Origin of the sequence: Halostagnicola kamekurae (genome assembly GCF_900116205.1) — an archaeon.
In the GTDB taxonomy this organism is placed as follows: Archaea; Halobacteriota; Halobacteria; order Halobacteriales; family Natrialbaceae; genus Halostagnicola; species Halostagnicola kamekurae.
This window is the reverse complement of the sequence record NZ_FOZS01000001.1, coordinates 1,115,200-1,135,154: the sequence shown is the minus strand read 5'-3', so window position 1 is coordinate 1,135,154 and position 19,955 is coordinate 1,115,200. Positions and strand designations below refer to the sequence as shown.

Here is a 19,955-nt window from a genome sequence, read left to right as displayed (position 1 = left end):
GGCCCTACAGCCGGTAATGCGCCTCGACGACTACATCGAGGAGTTAGAGCCCGACGAGGAAGCCGAGCGACGGCGGCTCGCGAAGGAGAAGTCCTACGCGATCACGGACCACCTCGAGGACTTCGAGCGGAACTTCGAACAGTCGCTTTCGGGCGATACGCTCGTCGGGTCGACGGCCCCCTCTATCTTCGTCGGGCGATCCAACTATCCGGACATCCCGATCGGTCTGCTCTCGCCCGTCGGCGACGAAGATCGGGCCGAGGAGTACGTCACCGACGGGGCGTGGTACCAGCAGGGCTACGCCATCGACGACGTCCTCCAGCGCCGAACCGGGCTGTTGAACTCGAGCAAATCCGCCAACGTCGACTCCCCGAGCATCGCGAGTCGGCTCGCGCCGTCGGTCGACGACGTCTGGGACGGCTTCGTCGGCGTCCAGCGCGAGGTGGCGATCTCGGACCGGCCGGTCGACCTCGAGATCGGACTCGACGACACGCCCGATCTCGGCCTCGACGCGGGAACCGACGTGGCGACGCCGCGGGGCCCTCGAGCCAACGCCAGAGACGCGGACTTGCGGGAGAATCCCCACGTTCCGCGAGCAGTGAAAAAGACCTTAGAGGACGACGACTGGCAGGCCCAGGGGGCGATGACCTACCTCTATCGCCGCGGGTTCGACGTCTACGAGATCAACTCGATCCTCTCGGCGGGCGCGCTGGGCGAGACCAAACAGCGCCGACTTGTCCCGACGCGGTGGTCGATCACCGCCGTCGACGACACCGTCGGCCAGTTCGTCCGCGGGCAGATTCGGACGAATCCGAGCATCGACGAGGTACAGGTTTGGGCCAACGAGTACATGGGCAATCGGTACTGGATCGTCCTCGCACCCGGCCGGTGGGAGTTCGAACTCGTCGAGATGAAAGCCCCCGGCAGCATCTGGAACCCCGACCCACACGACGCGGTCTGGATGGCGAGCGCGAGCGAGGGCTACGAGGGCCGAACCGGCTACGTCGAGGAGACCGCGGGCGCGTACTACGCCGCGCGACTCGGCGTGCTCGAGCACCTCGAGTCGATCGGCAGACAGGCCAAGTGTCTCGTGTTGCGCGAGGTCAGCGACGACTACTGGGCGCCCGTCGGCGTCTGGCAGGTCCGCGAGAGCGTCAGGAACGCCTTCGAGGGCGCGCCCGGCAGCGCCGACGCGAACGGCCCCGGCGGCCGCGAATCGATCGCCGGCGAGTACGGCGAGGCCGAAACGTTCCACGACGCGGTCGCACACGTCGCACAGCAACTGCCCGTCTCCTACCAGCGACTCCGCAGGAAATCCGAACTCGCCGCCGGGTTGCAGTCCAGTCTCGACGCCTTCTCGAGCGGGACGTAGCGCCCGAAGCACAACGCGATAATCAGTCTGCAGCCTCGAGTGACTACTCTTCGAGCGCGACTGCGGCGAACCGAAGCCGCCGATAGTCTGCGACCCAAGAGCCGTCCTGAAACAGCGTCGGCCTGAGTTCGTCTTCGACCGCGGCGACGATTGCATCCCGTTCGTCGGCTGGAACCGATTCGAAAAACGAATCGCCGAACATCGTGAGCCAGTCTTCGAGGCCCTCCTCGCCGTTCTCGAGTTCCGTCGGTCGGTCGAACAACCTCGCCGAGCGAACCTCGAAACCGTGTGTCTCGAGTCGCGGCGCGTACTCGCCGATCGAGGGGAAGTACCATGGGTTCGCGGCTTCGTAGCCTCGTTCGCGCAGTTCCGTCTCGAGCGCGTCGACGATCGATCGGACGTTGCCAGCGCCACCGAGTTCGGCCACGAATCGGCCGCCCGGACGGAGCGCGTTTCGAATCGATTCGAGGGCGGCGTCTTGGTCGCTGATCCAGTGTAACGCCGCGTTCGAGAAGACGGCGTCGAACGGCTCGTCGAGATCAAACTCGGTCGCATCCGCACGGACGAACGAACAGTTCGAATGCGACGACCGCGCGCGCTCGATCATCGCTTCGGAGGTATCAATTCCGACGACACCGGCTCCTCGGGAGGCGATCTCTGCCGATAGCTGTCCCGTTCCACAACCGACGTCGAGTACCCGGTCGCCAGGTTCGGGATCGAGCCACTCGAGCAGGTCTTCGCCGTACTCGGAGACGAACGAGTGTGAGCCGTCGTACGCGTCAGGGTCCCACGCATGTCCGTTTCGGTGTAATTCCATCGTGTGGCCGTCAACGAACGGAACTACTTTAGCCGGTTCGACACAGAACGAGCGTATGATCGCTCAGGGACCCCTCCCGCCCGACCTCCTCACCGCGCTCGCGGCGCTGTTCCTGTTGTTCGGCGTCCCGCTGGTCCTGTTCGGGCTCATCATGCTCTACACGGGCTACGTCCAATACGACGGCGAGCGCTACATCGAGGAACTCGAGGAAGAGGCCGGCCTCGCCGAGGGCTCGAACGGGCCCGCTGAGGGGCCAAACACGCCCGCTGAGGAGTCGAGCGCTGGTGTCGACGAGCCCACCACACCTGAGGACGAGACCGACTCGAGCGAGCCGTGATTCTCGTCTGAACTCCCTCGCTCCACGGCGATCGGCGGGGGACGGGTTCGAAAAAAGCGCGATCTAGAGGTTCGAGTACGCGGTATCGACCATCTCGCCCGTTTCGTCGACGATGTCCTGCCAGTTCTCGTCGTCGGGGGCGATGCCGAGCAGGCGAGCGATTTTCATGATCGAGATGTGGTAGACGACCTGTCGTCCCGGCGATTCCTCCCAGATGACGACGTTGCAGGGAAAGAGCCCGCCCATCTTCTCGGTCACGTCGAGGACCTGATCGGCAATATTCGGATTACAGGCACCGAGGACGTAGTAGGGGTCCCGATCGGCGTCGACTTTCTCGTTGAGCAGATCCGACGGCGAGAACTCGGCCGGGACACCGAACCCCTCCGCCTCGAAGACCTCGCGCGTGTGCTCGATGGCTTCCTCGTGATCCATCTCGAGGACTGCCTTGTGTTCGCCGTAGTCTTCGGGATCGATAGCGGTCGGATCGATTGGAAGCGCCATGGACGATAGTTCGCGTTCGGGCCTGAAAAATCGTGCCGAATCGAACACCCTCCCGAACCGAATCCTCGCTCGAGATCAGATCCGTGTGTTGACAACGGCAACGCAACTCGACCGGGAAACGAATTCGAATCGCTCACAGCGGAACGGGGAGCCAGCTAATGGCCTCGAGGAGTGGTGCCGGGTCGAAAAGCGGCTCGTGTAACACCAGCCAGTCGAGGAAGACGAGACCGACGCCGTGGGCGATGACCGACGGGAGTATCGACCCAGAGTTGTAGTCGACTGCGCCGAAGAGGACGTCCGTCGGCCCGGAGAGTAAGAACTCGATCGGCGGCTTCGAGGAGTGGTGAATCATGTAGACGATCGGGCTGATGAAAATCGCCTTGTATCCGAGCTCTCGCACCCCAACACAGAGCAGTCCCCGGTAGTACGTTTCCGCGGCGAGCGCGAGCGTGAAGAGTTTGATCGCGTGCGGAACGAACTCGCCGAGGGCGGCCGACGTCTCCCACATCGGGTAGAAGCTCCGGATCGTCGGGAGGGTCGATCCCACGAGATAAAACGGCAGGACGAAAAGCGAGAGCGCGACGGCGTTTCGGATCGCCGCTCGGTCGACGGTCCAGCCGATGCGCCGGCCGTGGGTCAGCCCCAGCGCGAGCGGGCCGCCGATCAACAGGACGCTGTCGACGACGACGCGCTCGCCCAGCTCCGGCGGAACGACCCGCATCCAGATGATCGTCAGTATCGCGCCGAGTAGCAGCGACTTCTGGACCCACGAGAGGCGGTCGAACTGATCGCGAACCCAGCCACCGGCAGTCGCGTCTTCGGTCGCCACGGGTGGTTACTCGTCCGCCGTCTGGATGGGGCCGGTCCCGATGACGTCCCTGACGTGCGTTTCGAACTCCTGGTAGCGCTCGAAGTAGGTCTCGTCCACGTCGGCGAGTATCTCGGAGAGTTCCCGCGGACCGTCCGGCGTCCGAACGACGCTGTCGCCCTCGAGTCGGTCGACCTCGCTCTTTTCTTTGGGCCAGGTGAGCCGAGAACTCACGCGGGCGAGGGGCGCTCCGTCGACCGCCGTTCGTTCGCCGAGTGTCACCGCTGGTTCCTCCTCCTCCTCGTCGCTCATGGGTGGGACTTGGCAAGGCCGTCGATTCAAGCTTTCGCTTCGGTCGGTATTCGACGGGGCCGCAGCATCCGCGCGCGGCGACGAGCGCGCTCGAGTGCCCACACTGGCGCGGTTCCCATCCTCGAGCACTGAGTCTCGTCTCCAGACAGTCGGTTCGTCTTCGAGCGGGACGCGAATCCGTCTCGAGTGGAAAGCGAATCCGACTCGAGTCGGGCAAACGTCCAACGCGAGTGATCGATCGAGACGGTCAGTTCCCCCAGAATTTCGAGACTTGTCTGACGTATCATTTTTTGTGGCCCGAGTACCAACCGCTGTATCATGACCAGCCTGACGGAGGTCTATCGAGGAAACGAACGGGAGGTGTCGAGCCTCCGACGGCTGTACGCGGGCGCGGTGCTCGTCGCTCTCGGGGCGATGCTGGCGGTCGTCGCCGTCTTCGTCGCGACGACCGACTTTTTCTCGTCGTACTTCCCCCATCCGCTGGGGCCGATTCGCGGGGCCGGAATCATGGCCGGCATCGGCGTCCCGACCGCGTTCGTCGGCGTCTTCATCGTCTTGCCCGCCTCGCGTCGGGTCAAGGCAGCGGCCGCGATCGGGACGAGTCTCTGCACGCTCGGCGTCGCCATGTTCGCGTACGCGTATCCGTACCACTGGCGGGGACACGGCGAACAACTCACACTCCACGTTTCGGTCGTCTATCTCCTCGGTCTGTTCATCACCGTCTGTTGTCTGTTCATCGCCGTCGTCAACTTCAAGACGCGGAACGATCCAGGCGGGATGCTCGAGATGAACGTGACTCGACGGGGCGAAACGAAAGTCGTCGAGGTGGACAACTCGAGCGGCGGCGCGCTCGGCGGCGTCGGCCTCTTCGGGGCCGATCCCGACGGCGACGTCGAGACGCAGACGAACGTCGACGGCGATTCGAAGATGCGCTCGGCCGGCGGGAGTGGAACGAACGGCGCGCCAGCCGGACCGGGGGCGGTCCCGACCAGCGACGGCGGTTCGGAACCGGAATCGCTCGAGTCGCCGCTCGAGACGGGCGACGGCCGGGACGCGGAACTCGTAGACACCCCCGTCCAGCCCGAGAGCCCGGTCGAACCGGCGGACCGGTACTGCGGAAATTGCCACCACTTCGAGTACGTCCGGACCGACTCGGGCATGGTCCCCTACTGCGGCTACCACGACGGCGGGATGAAGGACATGGACCCTTGCCAGGAGTGGACGCCGAACCAACACGACGCGGACAGCCAGTAGTTCTCAGGGTGTACCAATCGCGGCGCGTTTCGCATCCGCCGCTGACGTGCCGATCGTCTCCTCGATCTTCTGAACGTTGCTCTTCTCGAGGTGTGGCAGTCGAATCGTCCGTTCCCCGTTTTCGAGATCGATGCGAAGCGTCGTCGTTCCTAGCAGTCGATCCGGGGTGGAACTGTCCTGCTCGAGTGACTCGATCCGATCGAAATCGAGTCGCCAGTGCGGCCCGGCAGACCGCGCGCCGTAGCAGACGAGATCGTCGGTTTCGTCGAATTGGTACCTCGTCCACCAGTGCCTGAGGACATGATCGAAGACGCCGAGCCCGCCCAACAATGCGAGGGCGACCGCGAGCCACTCGAGAACCACGAGGTCGGCGCCCATCACGAGAACGAAGCAAACCCACCCGCCGAACAGGCCCACGAGCGTGCCCGCCAGCGACCGGACGCCGTTCGTCACCCCGCCGAGAAGAACACCGAGTCTGTGCGATCGAATCGAGTCTGTAGGACGTGATTCCTCGAGCGGGCGCGGGTCCCACTCGTGACCGGTTCCGGTCTTGTCGACCTCGAGCGAGCCGCCGAGTTCCTCCTCGAACGACAGCATCGTCCCGTAGAATGTCCAGACGAGATCGAACGCGAACTTCACGACGAGTAGCGAGGCGAGAAAAAGGAGCGCCGTTATTTCCCCAGCGACGGTGGGTGCGACGACGATAATGACAGTCCCGAGAGTCCACAGCGGCCAGAGCGCATCTTGGAGGACTTGTTGTGCGTTTAGCTCACGGTACCGCCGGCCACTCACGTAGGTCGACATCGTCTTCCAGCCGTTACCGACGAAGAGACTGATTCCGACGACAAGCACCGAGTAGAGGGTCCCGGATCCGGGTTGGACAACTTCCTGAAACCCAGGCATCTGTCCGATAGCCAGCAGGCCGATAGTAATCCACGCGCCGCCAAAGCCAACCCCTGCAATGGCGACTATCGGAAGATTGTGAAGGTACCACACGAGATCCGTTCGCGGAATCGAAACGCCGCCCCTTCGGTACCGGAACGCACCGAACAGAAACATCTCCGACGAATAGTCGGCGGGTCGCTCGGCGAACCCGGCTTTGAGAGTCGCCCAGAACAGTCCGATTCCGATCTCGAGCCAGTAGACCGAGACCAGCGTCGTAACGTCCCAGTTCCAGAGCAAAACGCCGAGGAACGAAAGCGCGTTCGAGAGCACGGCCCACCAGAGCAGCGCCTGCCTCCCGAACATCGTGTCCCGCGAGAGCTGCATTGAGTCAACGCCCGCATTCGTGTCACCAAACTGTTTCGATATGGGTCTTCGGTCTGGGCGAACAACCACTCTGCTCGAGCGTCGTTGCCGAGGACTGCGATGGCGACGATGGCCTCGTTCCGAGGGCTATCCAAGCACGGTTCCGATCGCCTGTCCGCCCAACTCGAGACTCAACTGCGGAATCCGGTAGATGATGATCGCGGCGACGACCAGTTCCGCGCCGGTGACGACGACGGTCACCAGATCGGCCATCCTGCTCTTGACGGCGACGCCGACCGGAAGTCCGAACTCCTCGGACCAGAGCGGATAGAAGAGCGCGATACCGCGCTTGCTCCCGGCGACGTCGAGCACGTAGTGGGTGAGGATCCCGATCCAGACGTACTGGAGGTTCTCGAAGAAATACGGGAATGCGACGAACGCGACCAGAATCGGCAGGTTATGCAGCGTCTTTCGGTGTTTTCCGAACGCGGTGTCGACGTCGGGAAAGAGCGCCCCGAGGGTGACGGGAACGCCGATCATCAGAACCGTCGCGAACGTCTCTTCGGTCCCCGACGGCTCGAGCAGGTACCCCAACCCGATGCTCAACAGGGCCGCATTGAGAACGTGTCCCTTCTTGTTCATCTACCGGAGGCTGGGAACCGACGGACGGAATAGCTTTCTGTCGAGACGCGCCACGGCCGACCCTGTACGAGTCACTCTCAGTGAATTCGATCGATCGCGGCGATCAGGTCCTCGAGCGCCTGTTCGACCGTTTTCGCTCGAATGACCGCCCGATCGCCGTCGAACTCGTAACGGGAGACGGTCGCCTCCGAGGTATTGGTTCCCCACGGTCCGGCGTAGGAGACGCCGACGTAGACGGTCCCGACGGGGTCGGCGTCGGTTCCGCCGGTTGGGCCGGCGACCCCCGTTACCGAGAGTCCCCACGTCACGTCGGTCACGTCTCGAACGCCTCGAGCCATCTCGAGCGCGACGGGTTCGGAGACCGCGCCGTGTTCGTCGAGCGCCTCGCGGCTCACCCCGAGGTGGCGGCGCTTTGCGTCGTACGCGTAGGTCGTCAGCCCGGCTTCGAAGTAGTCGCTGGCGCCCGGAATCGCCGTGATCGTCGCGCCGATCAGCCCGCCGGTACAGGATTCGGCCACGGCGAGGGTCTCCTCGGCGTCTCGGAGCGCGTCGCCGACCCGCATCGGAAGCTCGCGATCGATGTCGTCGTTCATACTCGAGTGGTCGAGAGCCGGCAGTTTGAATGAACCGGTGAGGTGGGTCCGCCGTCGAGTTCGGCGGTACCTGCCTCCCTCCCGCGTGTCGAAAGATCCACGACCCGTCGGCGCTCACACGAACGCATGGACTACGAGACGCCGCTTTTCTTTCGCGTGATGCAGTACGCGGCCGATGCCGACGGCGACGTCATCGACATGGTTAGCGGCAACCCGGACTGGGAGCCACCCGCGGCGCTTCGAGAGGGGCTCTCCGAGTACGCCGGCGCCGACCCCGAGCAGTTTCAGTACCCGCCCAGCGACGGGCTCCGCGAGCTGCGCGAGGAGATCGCCGCGCGCCGGAACGTGGACGTTTCACAGGTCGTCGTCACCAACGGAGCCGGCGAGGCGAACTACCTCGCGATGGCCCGTGCTCTCGAGCGGGACAGCGGGTCCGAGGTCATCCTGACCGATCCGGTCTACCCGTACTATCCCGGGAAGACGACCATGCTCGAGGGGACCCAGACCTACGTCGAAACCGACGACGCGGGACGGCTCGACCCGGACGACGTTCGATCGGCGGCGAGCGCCGAGACCGCCGCCATCGTGGTCAACTCGCCGAACAACCCCACCGGTGCGGTCTATCCCGAGGAGACGGTTCGCGAACTGGTTTCGATCGCCGAGGAAAACGACGCGGTGCTCGTGAGCGACGAGGTCTACGATCACTTCGACCTCTCGGGGGCCTTCGCCAGCGCGCTCTCGGTCGACTCCGATCACCGGATCGTTACCAACTCGTTTTCGAAGTCGATGGCGATCACGGGGTTTCGAGTCGGCTACGCCGTCTTCCCGAAAAATTTGGTCGAGAGCGCGAGAAGTCGTCACATGCTGGTCAACGTCGCCGGCAGCCGGCCCGCCCAGCACGCCGTCTTGCACGCGCTGCGTGAAACGGGCCCCGACTACTACCAGGCCAATCGAGACCGTCTTCGCGAGCGCGTCGAGACGTTCACCGCCGCCCTCGAGCGGGCGGGTGCGACGTACACGAAACCCAGCGGTTCGTTCTACGTGCTGGTTCGATTCGACGGCTTCCCCGGCACGCTCGAGAACGTCGAACGACTGATCGACGAGGCGGGCGTCGCCGGCATGCCGGGGAACGCCTTCGGAAGTGCGCGCGAGGACTGGCTTCGCTTCGCGCTCGTGACGCCGCGCGTCGAGGACGCGGCCGACCGACTCGTCGAGTACTTCGGGTGATCGGGCGTCTCTCCGCTCCCACCGCCGAAGCGGGCTATCGGAGCGACCCCGACCAGTCACACTGCGAACACGCGAACAGGCCGGCGCCGTTGACCGTCTCGGTGCCGCAGTCGGGGCAGGCGGTCGATCCGGTCGGCCCCGCTCGTCCGGCGCTCGAGTGGAGAGCACGGGGAGACCGCGTGTCGGTCCGAGTCGCGAGTGGGGTCTCGAGGCCGCGTTCGGACACGGAACCGGCGTACGGAAACGGGCCCGCGTCTCGAGCGGCGCGGTCGGGCCCGGTAGCGCGTTCGAATTCGGTAGAGCGTCTGGGGTCGGTCGTTGTGGGGATGGGTGGAGTCGTCATTGAACGATCGGTTCGCGTCATCGGACCACGATCCCGCATATAACCGTATCCCCTAGACGAACAGGTTCGTTTACCGGTGTTAATACACCTAGTACGCCTCAGCGACGGGATATCGATGAGGGTATGCTCACGCGAAACGGCGGTTTGAAGACGGTTCGATTCGCCCAGGCCGTCTCTCGCAACTGCGGTGAGCGGCGCGATGAAAACGGACCGACGGGTACTCGTGTCTGGACGGGATACCCGCAGGTATGAGCGGACTCGACGTCGACCCGGTCGAGGAGACGAACGAGGACGACGACCACACGATCGAGGTGACGCCGACCGATTCCGTCGCGGAGGAAGACCAGCGCCGGACGGTCGACGTCGAACCGAGCGACGAACCCGTAGACGGGCCGGAGTACGTCCTCTACGGGGGGAAAGGCGGCGTCGGCAAGACCACGATGGCGGCGTCGACGGCCCTAGACAGCGCCCAGCGCGGCGTTCGCACGCTCGTCGTGTCGACCGATCCCGCCCACTCGCTCTCGGACACCTACGAGACGGATATCCCCGCGGAACCGACCCGGATCCGCGACGACGCGCCGCTGTACGCCGCCGAGATCGATCCCGAAGCGGCGCTCGAGGACGCCGATACGATCTTCTCGCAGGGAGACGGCGGCGGCGAGCCCGCAGCAGACGCCACCGGAACGACCGCCGATTCGAGCGGATCCGACGACCCGTTCGGCGGTCCCGACGGTCCGATGGGCGGCATGGGCGAATTGCTCGGCGGCGAGTCCCCGATGGACGCCATGCTCGGCGGCGACATGCCCGGCTCCGACGAGGCGGCGGCCGTCCAACTCCTGTTAGAGTACATGGACGACGACCGATTCGATCGGGTCGTCGTGGACACGGCGCCGACCGGACACACCCTCAAGCTCCTCCGATTGCCGGAGCTGATGGACTCGATGATGGGCAAAGTGATGAAGCTCCGCCAGCGGATCGGCGGGATGCTCGAGGGCGTCAAGGGGATGTTCGGCGGCGCGGACGACGCTGAGCAAGAGCCCGGGATGGAGGATCTCGAAGAGCTTCGCGAGCGGATCGAACGCCTCCGAGACGCGCTCAGCGATCCCCAGCGGACCGACTTCAGGATCGTGATGGTTCCCGAGGAGATGAGCGTCCTCGAGTCAAAACGGCTCCGCGCGCAACTGCGGGAGTTCGACATCCCGGTCGGCACGCTCGTCGTCAACCGCGTGATGGAACCACTCTCGAACGTTACCGACGACGTCGAGGGCGACTTTCTCGAGCCGAACCTCGACGACTGCGAGTTCTGTCAGCGCCGCTGGGACGTCCAGCAGAAGGCGCTGACGGAGGCACAGGAACTCTTCCGCGGCACCGACGTTCGCCGGGTCCCGCTGTTCGCGGACGAAGTCCGCGGTGAGAACATGCTCGAGGTCGTCGCCGCCTGTCTCCGTTGATTCCGAGGAGAACACGGCAAGCAGATAGACGAGCGCCGATTCTCGAACGATCCGCGACAGGTATCGTCGCACTTCTCAGACGAATTTCTGGAGGAGTCCGTAGGCCGCGTCGCGAATTCGATCGGGCAGGAATCGCGCGTAGGAGCCGTACTGGGCCATCGGGCCCACGGGGTATCGCGCCGGCGGCTCTCGAGCAGTCCCCGCCTCGACGATCGCCTCGGAAACGTCCGTCGGCTTCAGCGCGAGCGGTCCGCCGCCACCGATGAGCTGTGCGTCGTCGTAGATCTCGTAGAGCGTCTCGTAGGCCGGCGTCCGGTTTTCGGGCAGTTCGTCGTCCGTGCGTTCGACGAACTCCGTCTCAACGGTGCCGGGTTCGATCAGGACGACCTCGATGCCGAACTCCTCGACTTCCGCCCGCAGCGAGTCGCTCATCGCCTCGAGGGCGTGTTTCGAGCCCGAGTACGGCCCGGTGCCGGCAAAGGAGAGACGGCCGAGGACGCTCGAGACGTTGATGATCCGGCCCTCGCCCTGCGCTCGCATGTGCGGTAAGGCGGCGCGAGCGAGTCGATGCGGACCGTAGACGTTGACGTCGAACTGGCGGTGGAGGTCGAGCGTGGAGACGTCCTCGATCGGCCCCATCTGGGCGTAACCCGCGTTGTTCACGAGACAGTCGATCGCGCCGCCGAGCTCGACGGTCTCCTCGACGACTCGAGCGACCTGATCAGGCTCGGTCACGTCGAGCTCGAGGGTCGTACACCCCGCCTCGGCGAGGTCTGAGATATCGTCGGTGTTTCGGGCCGTGGCGACGACCTGCCAGTCCTCCTCGAGGAACGCCTGAGCGGTCGCTCGCCCGATACCCGACGAACAGCCGGTGATGAGGACGCACTTCTTGCGGGTGTAGCGGTCGTCGGCGCTGTCGGTCGTCGTGCGCTCTCGGTCCTCGCTCGAGGCGGTCGGTTCGTCACTCGCGGTGTCAGTTCCGCGCTCGTCGCCTGCTCCGGAGGGATCCTGTCCCCCGTCGTCCGTTTCCTCGGCTTCCTCAGCAATGGCCATACAGGTTGGGTTCGTGAGACGTCACCTAAGTACCGACGGTTTTTCTCGACAGTCGGTCGCTCCGGTGATCCTGTCGCCAGACCTTGCACAGCCCCGAGAACTCGAGTATACGGGACGGACAGACGAAAATCCTTCCGAGAGATTGCGAGAGAGACCACCGGAAAATTGTAACAACTCGCCGAGGACCATCGTGTTTAGTTACGCGAATTCCACCAGACGGCAAAGGCTTGTAGCCACGTTTCGGCGGTCGCTGGATCGACGTGACTAAATCTATTGCTAAATGAGGGATTCCGGCGTTTTATTTCTCTAAAGACACGTTCGACAGTGTTCCGATTTCCATGTCGTTCGGGTCGAAATCGGAGCCCGGCTCGTTGCAATGCAGCCGCTAGATGGTGTGCGTGATCGACGAGAAACACGGCGTCCTCGACGTCGTGTTTCTCACGAAGCTCTCGCAGAAACCGTTGCGTCAATGCCGTCGTAGTCGTCGTAAACAGCCGTAAATGCAGAAATTCGTTCGTCTTGGGATCGACAGCGGCGTGCAGCCAGAACTGCTGACCATTGATTCGGATCACCGTCTCGTCGAGCGCGACGTGATCCGGACTTGCGTTGCGAGCGGGCTGTAGATTTGCCTTCTGCACCCAGTCGTGAACAGCTTTCTGCGACCGGTTGACACCAACTTCTCAAGTTCTGAGATGGTATTCGAAAGCGATAATCCGCCAAGATGGAGTCGAATACCGCCTCTATAATTGAGGGGTTCGGGGTCAAACGCTCTCGGAAGGCCGTTCATGACTGGGTGCAGAAAGCCGATCTACAGCCAGTAGATGATGCAAGTCCGGATCAATAGCCAGCAGTTCTGGCTGTACGCCGCCGTTGGTCCAGAGACGAACGAATTCATGCATGTACATCTGTTTATGACGACTACGACGGCGTTGGCGCAGCAGTTCCTGCGGGAGATTCGTGAGAAACACGACGTCAAAGACGCCGTGTTTCTCGTCGATCACGCCCAGCATCTCACGGCCGCACTACATCAATCAGGACTCCGATTTCAGACCGTGCGTCACGGAAATCGGAACGCTGTCGAACATGTATTCCGAGAAATAAAACAACATACATCCGTATTTAGCAATAGTTTCGGCCACGTCGATCCGGAGACCGCCAAAACGTGGTTGCAAGCCTTCGCCGTCTGGGGAACTCACTTAACTAAACACGATATGGGACGGAACGCGACCTACCGGTAGATAAATCTTGGCCAGAAATTACTATATTAACCCTATACGTTCAGAGATAATTATAAAGTAGGTTTCACACCACTATGTTCGTAATGGGTAGTGAATACCGGACACTGTCGGGCGCAGACAGCGGAGATCGGAGAGTACACCGCCGACGAATTCGAGATTCGAGTCCGATCGGCGGCGACCCGGCGGGCGAGTCGTGAGCGATCGAGCGTCGTTCCTCGTACAGACAGCCGAAACAATCACTCGACGCCGCGGGAGACCTGTCGGACGCGAGAAACAAGAGTGATTTATCCCGCCCCTCCAGTACCCCGTATGCACCACGATTCAGCCACAACTCTCCGCGAGTGCTACGCCCACGCCAGAGACGAGAACTACGGATTCTTCGCGAGCAACGTCACGCACTTCGAAGTGCTCGCCGGCCTCCTGCGAGGAAGTGCGCAAGCGCGCTCGGATCTCGTCGTCCAACTCGGCAAGGAGGAAGCGGCGTTCTTCGGTGACGGCGACTCGACCGTCGGCGTGCGCGTATTCGGCGCGTGCCTCGACGCCTTCGCCGAGCGCTACGACATCAACGTGTACTGCAATATCGACCATGTCCATCTCCCAGAGAGCGTCAGCTTCCTCGAGGCTGCAGTCGACTCCGGTGTCCCCGACTCCGTGATGGTCGACGCCTCAGACGCGGCCTTCGAACGCAACGTCGAGTTGACCGCTGACGCTGTCGAACGCGTCGGGGACGACGTGCTCGTCGAAGCCGAACTCGGCCGCATCGCCGGCGTCGAGGGCAGCACGGAGACGCCAGACGACGAGGCGTTCTACACGGACCCCGAGGACGCCGTCGAGTTCGTCGAGCGAACTGGCGTCGACCTCCTCGCGGTATCCATCGGCACCCAGCACGGCGTCGCGTCCGGTCGCGACCTCGACGTCCGCCCCAACCTCGCCGCCGATATCGACGCCGCGCTCCGCGACGCCGGTCACGAGACCGGCCTCGTCGTCCACGGCGCGTCCGGCCTCTCCGACGAGCGCATCCACGAGCTGCTCGAAGCCGGCGTCTGCAAGTTCAACAAGAACACGCGCTACCAGTACGAGTTTGCACGCACGCAAGCGGACTTCTACCACGAGCACGCGGACGCGATCCGCCCGCCTGAGGGCGTCCCCGACGACCGTGAGAGGTTCTTCGCGGAGAGCGACTGGTCGCCCGAGAAGGCTCAGTTTCACCCGCACGTCGTCTCCGAGGCGGTCCGCGACCGCATCGCGTCGGTGATGGCCGACCTCTGCGAACTGACCGGGAGCGCGAACGAGACGCGCTACAGCGAACGATGAGCGAGGCAGAGACCGTCCTCGTCGGGATCGACTCGGGATTGACGAACGTCACAGTGACGGCGTTCGACCCGTCGGGCGCTGAACTCGCGAGCGCATCCCGGGACACGCCGGCAGTCGAGACGGTACGCGGACGCGACGAGCAGGACCACGACCGTCTCTGGGACGTCGTCTGCGAGGCGACGGCAGCAGTCGTAGAGTCCGACGCGGTTTCTGCGGACGCCGTCGCGGGCGTCGGCGTCGCCGGGCACGGCCACGGCCTCTACGGTCTCGACGCAGCCGGCGACCCGGTCTGCGGGATCAAGTCGACGGACAGCCGCGCGCTCGACGCGCTCTCGGACGCACAGCACGAGGCGGCCACAGAGCGACTCGGCTGGGAGCCGTTCGGCGCGGACCCGCTCAGCCTCCTCGTTTGGCTCCGCGAGCACGACCCCGAGGCCTACGAGCAACTGGAGACGGTGCTGTTCTCGAAGGACGTATTGACGTATCGGCTCACCGGCGAACGCTCGACCGATCCCTCGGAGGGGAGCGTCTTCTACGGGCCGGACGGTGACTACGACCGAGCGGTGTTCGAGGCGCTCGACATCACCGAGGCGTTCGACGCACTACCGCCGGTCGTCCCGAGCACCGACGCCTGCGGGACGGTAACGGATGCGGCCGCGACGCGGACCGGACTCCCCGCGGGAACGCCGGTCGCGACGGGCCTCCACGACGTCGCCGCGTGCACGCTCGGCGCCGGCATCATCGAGCCCGGCGACGGCCTCGTCATCCTCGGGACATGGGGACAGAGCGTCGCCGTCCTTGACGACCCGACGGACGGGGACGCCGGATTGCCGCGTCGCTACCTCGATGGCTGGCTACGCTACGAGGGCGTGCGCTCCGGTGCGGCCTGCCTCGAGTGGTTCGCCGAGAACTGTGGGAGCGACTGGCGTCGCGAGGCAGAGGAACGCGGCGTCTCGTCGTACGTCGTGTACGAGGAGGTGATCGAGGACGTGCCACCGGCGGCAAACGGGCTCATCTTCCACCCCTACCTCAAGGGAGCGACGGACGCGCCGAACAGCGCGGGCGGGTTCTACGGCCTCCGCCTCGAGCACACGGACGCGCACATGCTCCGCGCCGTCTACGAAGGTATCGCGATGACGCAGGCGCGGGCGCTGGACGCGATCACGACCGATCTCAACGCCATCCGGCTAACCGGCGGCGGCGCGCAGAGCGCGGCGTGGGCGCAGATGGTGGCCGACATCTCAACCCGGCCGGTACGGGTTCCGTCGGAGCGCGAGACGGGCGCGCTCGGCGCGGCGCTCTGCGGCGGACTCGCCGCCGACATTTATTCGACACCGAGCGCGGCGGTCGAGCGCGCGGTCGGCACCGCGGCTCGCCACGAGCCCGACCCGGCGACGGCGTCCCAGTATCGGACGCTCGGCGAGGCGTTCTCGCAGATCGCGGACGCGATGGCGGGGCCGTGGGAAACACTCAAGAGGGTGGGTGAGACGGAATAGCGTGATGAAGTTACTACTTTGTGGTGACCCGCAGCAGCCGAGCGAGTACATGTACGAAGCCCTCGGCCGCCTCGAGTCGCGCGGCGTGAAGTTTGAGCGCATGGACTGGATGGGCGACGCCTCGCCCACGGAGTTCCGGAACGTCACAATGGACATGGAAACCGACGGGCCGGGGAGCTACGACACGGACGCGATCGCCGCGAACCTCGACGACGTCGACGGTCTCGTCGTCCACAAAGCGCCGGTGTCGCGCGAACTCGTCGAGGGTGCGGACCTCTCGATCGTCGCGGCTGCACGCGGCGGCACCGAGAACGTCGATATCGAGGCCTGCCGCGAGAACGACGTGACCGTCCTACACGCGCCGGGGCGGAACCGTGACGCGGTCGCGGACTACGCGGTGTCGATGCTTCTCTCGCGCCTGCGCGAGATCCCGTTCAATCACGCCGACCTCTCCGGCGGCGAGTGGAACCAGGTCTTCGACCCCGACGAACTCCCGCCGGACGTCCGCACAACGACGGTCGGCATCGTCGGCTTCGGCCACATCGGCCGCGGCGTCGCCGACCGCATCGCCAGCTTCGATCCCGACGTGCTCGTTCACGACCCGTACGTCAACGACGACGAGATCCGCGAGCACGGCTCGGAACCCGCCGATCTCGAGCGCCTGCTCGCGGACTCGGACGCCGTCACGCTCCACGTTCGGCTCTCCGAAGAGACCGAGGGAATGCTCGGCCACGACGAGTTTGCGACGATGAACGACGAGGGATTCCTCGTCAACACCGCTCGTGGCGGTCTCGTCGAGACGGACGCGCTCGTCGACGCCGTCCAAGAGGGCGAAATCGACGGCGCCGCCCTCGACGTCTTCGAGGAGGAGCCGATTCCAGACGGCCACCCACTCCTCGATCTCGACGGCGTCGTCCTGACGCCGCACGTCGCCGGCTCGACGCGCGACGCCGTCCTCGGCGGCCCGCGCATCATCGCCTCGCAGCTCGAGGACTATCTCGATGGCGAGACGCCGGCGCACACCGTCGAGTAAAATCTCTCGCGTCCAGCCACCGCATCGTGCCGTAGCGCTCACCGATCGAGGCCGCGACCGTGTCACCCAGATCGACCGGCGAGACAGCGGACACAAGGGAAAGACGAATGCCTCAGCAGTGTCCCCGCACGCGCCGAGGAGCATGCTACCAATCGTCCAGAGGATCGGAAGGTTGCCGATGCCGACACTCGTGTAGGCGGCGCCCGGACAGATCCCAGGAGTGCTGCGCCGGCGACAATACCGAGCGTGAAGACGACACGCCAGTCACGCGACTGGACGTACTTGTAGCGGTTGAGTCGCTCGACGTCGTCACGGCCAATCCTGGTCCCTAATGAAGAAGAAGGATACGCGACCGTCGCCGAGAACGCGATTGAAGAAGCATTCTACACGGACTGCTCGGCAGAGGACGTAACGCTTGCTCGCTCATTACTCAGACCGGAACCGCTTGCATCGTTGGTAACTCCAGTCGACACAAACGAGGAGAAATTCGGTCATGTTCCACGAGTCTACATCGGGTGTCAACAAGACCAAGCAATCTCACCCTGAGACGCAGGAAACGATGCGGGACAGCCTTCCCTGTGAAGACGTTCGGACGCTAAATACGAGCCATTCGATGTTTCTGTCCGCACTTGATGCGCTCGTCACGCACCTCGACGATATCGCATGAGCAGCTTCTAGAAACGCGCATCTCTATCTAACAGCGGTTTCACCTCAATCAGTCTCTAATATATCGAATACCGACAGAACCGATCGGAACCGTGTGTATTGGGACAGCCAGCCTCAACTACGGATTAGGCTGCTCGGGGAGATTGTAGACCGCCTGAACAACCAAGTTCCCTTTAGTCAGCCTCCCGTACAGCGGGTAATGGCAGAGATTCCGGATTCGCTACGCCTACTCTACGAAACAACACTCGAAAAGCAGGGGGACCAGTACACGATTTCCATTCCAGAAGAGCTCGTCGACGGAAGCTCGCTTACGCCAGGAGATATCTACCGAGTGGCGCTGCTTGCCTCAGCAAACGAAGTTCAAGAAAAGACCAGCGGTCAATCTGCATCAAACGGTGATCGTCACCAGAGTCGGAACCAGAATGGGGGCCCCACCAGTAGAAGAAGGCGAGGCCCGGTCGGTGCATCGTGTTTAGTTACGCGAATTCCACCAGACGGCAAAGGCTTGTAGCCACGTTTCGGCGGTCGCTGGATCGACGTGACCAAATATATTGCTAAATGAGGAAGTCCGGCGTTTTATTTCTCTAAAGACACGTTCGACAGTGTTCCGATTTCCATGTCGTTCGGGTCGAAATCGGAGCCCGGCTCGTTGCAATGCAGCCGCTAGATGGTGTGCATGATCGACGAGAAACACGGCGTCTTTGACGTCGTGTTTCTCACGAAGCTCTCGCAGAAACCGTTGCGTCAATGCCGTCGTAGTCGTCGTAAACAGCCGTACATGCAGAAATTCGTTCGTCTTGGGATCGACAGCGGCGTGCAGCCAGAACTGCTGGCCATTGATTCGGATCACCGTCTCGTCGAGCGCGACGTGATCCGGACTTGCGTTGCTAGCGGGCTGTAGATTTGCCTTCTGCACCCAGTCGTGAACAGCTTTCCGCGACCGGTTGACACCGAACTTCTCAAGCTCTGAGATGGTATTCGAAAACGATAATCCGCCAAGATGGAGTCGAATACCGAGCTTCATCAGCCGACGCGGTGTCCGCTCTCGCTCCACAAAGTCTAATTCGATCCAGTCGCTACAACCACTGAGGCGAGCGATTTTCGCCATAGACCAGCTGAAAATCACCTCGCCTCATTCTTCAGCCTTAACTAAACACGACCACCGAATCGTTACAAAGCTTGATGAAGTTGTGGACTCCGAGTGGCGCGATCGGAGTGATTTTCTCGAGCCTTGACCGGCGGCCCGTTTTCTAAACTTCGCATCGGACAGTACCGTCTCGCGTGCATTCGAGACAGTAGTCAGTCGGTTCTCGAAGTCCACCGGATCGAGCATCGTAGCGGTGCCTATACCGCCGATGATTAACGAAGAAATTCGTTGGAATCACCGATCTGTGAATCACGAATCGAGAGTTTTCGCCTCGTCAGCGTAGCTATCCGCCAGTCGAACCGGCTCCGGCAGCTTGTAGCCCGAACTCAGTTCCAGCACGACGTCGGCGGCCATCTCGGGGCCGACGCGGTGGCCGGGACTGACGTACAGCGGATTCACGTACCGACTCGAGGACTCGTACTGCTTGGTCTGGACCGCGTACCCGAGCAGGATGCCGTCGGGGGCGTCGACTCGCGAGTTCGCCTCGATCGGAACTCGCGTTCCGGCCGGCAGGTCCTCGAGGTCGCCCGCGGGGTCGCCACAGAGGAGGCTCTTGGCGACGCCAATTGCGGGCGCGTCGACGAGGACTCCGATGTGGGTCGCGATGCCCGCCTGCCGGAAGTGGATGCGGCCGCTGCCGTCGAACAGGAACAGATCCGGGTCGACCGTGAGCTCCTCGAGCGCGTCCAGAATCGGCGCGCCCTCGCGGAACGCCAGTAGGCCGGGGATGTACGGAATCTCGAGGGGCGTGATGGCGTAAACCCGCTCGATTACCTCGCCGCCACGCATCGCGACGACGGCGCTCAGGGCCCGCTCGGGTTCGTCCTCGAGGAGGAACGCCTGGTCGACGCCGGCGACGATCGGCGGGTCGGCGTCGCTCGCAGTTGCGGCGAGAGGATTCGAGAGAACCGCCGGGTCGAATACGGGTTCGTTTCCAGCGTCGGCCTGATTTGCGGGTGTCGAGCCGATATCGAATTCGTCCTCGAACACCGCACTCTGGGCGATCTCCCGCTGGAGCGACTCCATTTCCTCGGTCGACAGCGAGGCGTCTGGGAGGAGATCCGGCCTCGAGAGTTCTGTCATTGACAACTGGTAGTCGCCGA

General features: G+C 63.6%; 20 protein-coding genes and 5 pseudogenes. 11 read left to right on the top strand and 14 right to left on the bottom strand.

The features are described 5' to 3' along the window. Nucleotides 1-16 precede the first annotated feature (16 nt). Complete coding sequence (gene nreA / locus BM348_RS05780; protein WP_092902837.1) at nt 17-1,372, top strand: DNA repair protein NreA; 1,356 nt, start codon at nt 17-19, stop codon at nt 1,370-1,372. A 43-nt stretch (nt 1,373-1,415) separates the two neighbouring features. Here nreA and BM348_RS05775 read toward each other — a convergent pair whose 3' ends face one another. Beyond that, nucleotides 1,416-2,189 carry a class I SAM-dependent methyltransferase gene (locus BM348_RS05775; RefSeq protein ID WP_092902835.1) on the bottom strand — a complete coding sequence of 258 codons (774 nt, stop codon included), beginning with the start codon at nt 2,187-2,189 and terminating at the stop codon, nt 1,416-1,418. Between the two features lie 55 nt (nt 2,190-2,244). Between BM348_RS05775 and BM348_RS05770 the strand changes: the two genes are divergently transcribed. Continuing rightward, nucleotides 2,245-2,526 (top strand): hypothetical protein, encoded by a 282-nt coding sequence (locus BM348_RS05770; RefSeq protein ID WP_092902833.1) that lies wholly within the window; start codon nt 2,245-2,247, stop codon nt 2,524-2,526. Nucleotides 2,527-2,589: 63 nt separating this feature from the next. Here BM348_RS05770 and BM348_RS05765 read toward each other — a convergent pair whose 3' ends face one another. From BM348_RS05765 to BM348_RS05755, 3 genes are all read right to left on the bottom strand, one after another. Continuing rightward, nucleotides 2,590-3,027 carry a DUF302 domain-containing protein gene (locus BM348_RS05765; RefSeq protein ID WP_092902831.1) on the bottom strand — a complete coding sequence of 146 codons (438 nt, stop codon included), beginning with the start codon at nt 3,025-3,027 and terminating at the stop codon, nt 2,590-2,592. 133 nt (nt 3,028-3,160) lie between these two features. After that, nucleotides 3,161-3,856 carry a CPBP family intramembrane glutamic endopeptidase gene (locus BM348_RS05760; RefSeq protein ID WP_092902829.1) on the bottom strand — a complete coding sequence of 232 codons (696 nt, stop codon included), beginning with the start codon at nt 3,854-3,856 and terminating at the stop codon, nt 3,161-3,163. A 6-nt stretch (nt 3,857-3,862) separates the two neighbouring features. Next, entirely contained in the window at nt 3,863-4,147 is a 285-nt protein-coding gene (locus tag BM348_RS05755) for a DUF5789 family protein (protein ID WP_092902827.1), read from the bottom strand. 318 nt (nt 4,148-4,465) lie between these two features. On the opposite strand from BM348_RS05755, the gene BM348_RS05745 reads away from it, so the two are divergent. Beyond that, nucleotides 4,466-5,401, top strand: a complete 936-nt coding sequence (locus BM348_RS05745; protein ID WP_092902823.1) for a DUF7139 domain-containing protein — start codon at nt 4,466-4,468, stop codon at nt 5,399-5,401. Between the two features lie 3 nt (nt 5,402-5,404). On the opposite strand, the gene BM348_RS05740 is transcribed toward BM348_RS05745, so the two are convergent. The 3 genes from BM348_RS05740 to BM348_RS05730 form a co-directional block, all read right to left on the bottom strand. Next, nucleotides 5,405-6,670: a DUF6498-containing protein gene (locus tag BM348_RS05740; protein ID WP_092902821.1), complete on the bottom strand. Its 1,266-nt coding sequence runs from the start codon at nt 6,668-6,670 to the stop codon at nt 5,405-5,407. A gap of 126 nt (nt 6,671-6,796) precedes the next feature. Next, on the bottom strand, nt 6,797-7,291 hold the full coding sequence (locus BM348_RS05735; protein ID WP_092902819.1) for a metal-dependent hydrolase: 495 nt from the start codon (nt 7,289-7,291) through the stop codon (nt 6,797-6,799). Nucleotides 7,292-7,368: 77 nt separating this feature from the next. Beyond that, nucleotides 7,369-7,884: a CinA family protein gene (locus tag BM348_RS05730; RefSeq protein ID WP_092902816.1), complete on the bottom strand. Its 516-nt coding sequence runs from the start codon at nt 7,882-7,884 to the stop codon at nt 7,369-7,371. A gap of 126 nt (nt 7,885-8,010) precedes the next feature. Between BM348_RS05730 and BM348_RS05725 the strand changes: the two genes are divergently transcribed. Then, nucleotides 8,011-9,111, top strand: coding sequence for a pyridoxal phosphate-dependent aminotransferase (locus BM348_RS05725; protein WP_092902814.1), 1,101 nt, complete (start codon nt 8,011-8,013; stop codon nt 9,109-9,111). 34 nt (nt 9,112-9,145) lie between these two features. Here the strand turns inward: BM348_RS05725 and BM348_RS05720 are convergent, their stop codons facing one another. After that, nucleotides 9,146-9,454 (bottom strand): hypothetical protein, encoded by a 309-nt coding sequence (locus tag BM348_RS05720; protein ID WP_139231145.1) that lies wholly within the window; start codon nt 9,452-9,454, stop codon nt 9,146-9,148. A gap of 248 nt (nt 9,455-9,702) precedes the next feature. Between BM348_RS05720 and BM348_RS05715 the strand changes: the two genes are divergently transcribed. Continuing rightward, nucleotides 9,703-10,905: an ArsA family ATPase gene (locus tag BM348_RS05715; RefSeq protein ID WP_092902810.1), complete on the top strand. Its 1,203-nt coding sequence runs from the start codon at nt 9,703-9,705 to the stop codon at nt 10,903-10,905. A gap of 75 nt (nt 10,906-10,980) precedes the next feature. Here BM348_RS05715 and BM348_RS05710 read toward each other — a convergent pair whose 3' ends face one another. Both BM348_RS05710 and BM348_RS05705 read right to left on the bottom strand, forming a co-directional pair. Continuing rightward, on the bottom strand, nt 10,981-11,958 hold the full coding sequence (locus tag BM348_RS05710) for an SDR family oxidoreductase (protein WP_092902808.1): 978 nt from the start codon (nt 11,956-11,958) through the stop codon (nt 10,981-10,983). Nucleotides 11,959-12,152: 194 nt separating this feature from the next. Then, nucleotides 12,153-12,745 (bottom strand): annotated as a pseudogene (locus BM348_RS05705) (IS6 family transposase). Between BM348_RS05705 and BM348_RS05700 the strand changes: the two are divergent. From BM348_RS05700 to BM348_RS05685, 4 genes and pseudogenes are all read left to right on the top strand, one after another. After that, nucleotides 12,686-13,196 (top strand): annotated as a pseudogene (locus BM348_RS05700) (IS6 family transposase); the annotation flags it as partial. The pseudogenes BM348_RS05705 and BM348_RS05700 overlap by 60 nt on opposite strands. A gap of 309 nt (nt 13,197-13,505) precedes the next feature. Continuing rightward, complete coding sequence (gene fba, locus BM348_RS05695) at nt 13,506-14,510, top strand: class II fructose-bisphosphate aldolase (RefSeq protein WP_092903641.1); 1,005 nt, start codon at nt 13,506-13,508, stop codon at nt 14,508-14,510. Beyond that, nucleotides 14,507-16,006 (top strand): FGGY-family carbohydrate kinase, encoded by a 1,500-nt coding sequence (locus tag BM348_RS05690; RefSeq protein WP_092902806.1) that lies wholly within the window; start codon nt 14,507-14,509, stop codon nt 16,004-16,006. Before fba ends, BM348_RS05690 begins: the two co-directional genes overlap by 4 nt. A 4-nt stretch (nt 16,007-16,010) precedes the next feature. Then, nucleotides 16,011-17,039, top strand: a complete 1,029-nt coding sequence (locus BM348_RS05685; protein WP_092903639.1) for a 2-hydroxyacid dehydrogenase — start codon at nt 16,011-16,013, stop codon at nt 17,037-17,039. Nucleotides 17,040-17,168: 129 nt separating this feature from the next. Here BM348_RS05685 and BM348_RS22365 read toward each other — a convergent pair. Together BM348_RS22365 and BM348_RS22360 are read right to left on the bottom strand one after the other, a co-directional pair. Continuing rightward, nucleotides 17,169-17,255, bottom strand: a pseudogene (locus BM348_RS22365) (YeeE/YedE family protein); the annotation flags it as partial. Nucleotides 17,256-17,257: 2 nt separating this feature from the next. Next, nucleotides 17,258-17,332, bottom strand: a pseudogene (locus BM348_RS22360) (YeeE/YedE family protein); the annotation flags it as partial. A 200-nt stretch (nt 17,333-17,532) separates the two neighbouring features. Here BM348_RS22360 and BM348_RS21170 point away from each other — a divergent pair. Further along, nucleotides 17,533-17,706 (top strand): hypothetical protein, encoded by a 174-nt coding sequence (locus BM348_RS21170; RefSeq protein ID WP_175507113.1) that lies wholly within the window; start codon nt 17,533-17,535, stop codon nt 17,704-17,706. Nucleotides 17,707-18,177: 471 nt separating this feature from the next. Here the strand turns inward: BM348_RS21170 and BM348_RS05670 are convergent, their stop codons facing one another. Then, a complete protein-coding gene (locus tag BM348_RS05670) occupies nt 18,178-18,813 on the bottom strand; it encodes an IS6 family transposase (RefSeq protein WP_092902804.1) in 636 nt (211 codons plus the stop codon). Between the two features lie 55 nt (nt 18,814-18,868). Between BM348_RS05670 and BM348_RS22355 the strand changes: the two are divergent. Continuing rightward, a pseudogene (locus BM348_RS22355) lies at nt 18,869-19,068 on the top strand (type II toxin-antitoxin system RelE family toxin); the annotation flags it as partial. Nucleotides 19,069-19,101: 33 nt separating this feature from the next. Here the strand turns inward: BM348_RS22355 and BM348_RS05660 are convergent. Next, nucleotides 19,102-19,935 (bottom strand): endonuclease V, encoded by an 834-nt coding sequence (locus tag BM348_RS05660; RefSeq protein ID WP_092902802.1) that lies wholly within the window; start codon nt 19,933-19,935, stop codon nt 19,102-19,104. Nucleotides 19,936-19,955: the final 20 nt, after the last annotated feature.

Coding starts and splice junctions, on each gene's coding strand:
- BM348_RS05755 (WP_092902827.1), bottom strand. CDS start 4,147: ATGAGCGACGAGGAGGAGGAGGAACCAGCGGTGACACTCGGCGAACGA.
- BM348_RS05670 (WP_092902804.1), bottom strand. CDS start 18,813: ATGGCGAAAATCGCTCGCCTCAGTGGTTGTAGCGACTGGATCGAATTA.
- BM348_RS05660 (WP_092902802.1), bottom strand. CDS start 19,935: ATGACAGAACTCTCGAGGCCGGATCTCCTCCCAGACGCCTCGCTGTCG.
- BM348_RS05765 (WP_092902831.1), bottom strand. CDS start 3,027: ATGGCGCTTCCAATCGATCCGACCGCTATCGATCCCGAAGACTACGGC.
- BM348_RS05690 (WP_092902806.1), top strand. CDS start 14,507: ATGAGCGAGGCAGAGACCGTCCTCGTCGGGATCGACTCGGGATTGACG.
- BM348_RS05775 (WP_092902835.1), bottom strand. CDS start 2,189: ATGGAATTACACCGAAACGGACATGCGTGGGACCCTGACGCGTACGAC.
- BM348_RS05720 (WP_139231145.1), bottom strand. CDS start 9,454: ATGACGACTCCACCCATCCCCACAACGACCGACCCCAGACGCTCTACC.
- BM348_RS05770 (WP_092902833.1), top strand. CDS start 2,245: ATGATCGCTCAGGGACCCCTCCCGCCCGACCTCCTCACCGCGCTCGCG.
- BM348_RS05730 (WP_092902816.1), bottom strand. CDS start 7,884: ATGAACGACGACATCGATCGCGAGCTTCCGATGCGGGTCGGCGACGCG.
- BM348_RS05685 (WP_092903639.1), top strand. CDS start 16,011: ATGAAGTTACTACTTTGTGGTGACCCGCAGCAGCCGAGCGAGTACATG.
- BM348_RS05725 (WP_092902814.1), top strand. CDS start 8,011: ATGGACTACGAGACGCCGCTTTTCTTTCGCGTGATGCAGTACGCGGCC.
- nreA (WP_092902837.1), top strand. CDS start 17: ATGCGCCTCGACGACTACATCGAGGAGTTAGAGCCCGACGAGGAAGCC.
- BM348_RS05710 (WP_092902808.1), bottom strand. CDS start 11,958: ATGGCCATTGCTGAGGAAGCCGAGGAAACGGACGACGGGGGACAGGAT.
- BM348_RS21170 (WP_175507113.1), top strand. CDS start 17,533: ATGTTCCACGAGTCTACATCGGGTGTCAACAAGACCAAGCAATCTCAC.
- fba (WP_092903641.1), top strand. CDS start 13,506: ATGCACCACGATTCAGCCACAACTCTCCGCGAGTGCTACGCCCACGCC.
- BM348_RS05745 (WP_092902823.1), top strand. CDS start 4,466: ATGACCAGCCTGACGGAGGTCTATCGAGGAAACGAACGGGAGGTGTCG.
- BM348_RS05715 (WP_092902810.1), top strand. CDS start 9,703: ATGAGCGGACTCGACGTCGACCCGGTCGAGGAGACGAACGAGGACGAC.
- BM348_RS05735 (WP_092902819.1), bottom strand. CDS start 7,291: ATGAACAAGAAGGGACACGTTCTCAATGCGGCCCTGTTGAGCATCGGG.
- BM348_RS05740 (WP_092902821.1), bottom strand. CDS start 6,670: ATGCAGCTCTCGCGGGACACGATGTTCGGGAGGCAGGCGCTGCTCTGG.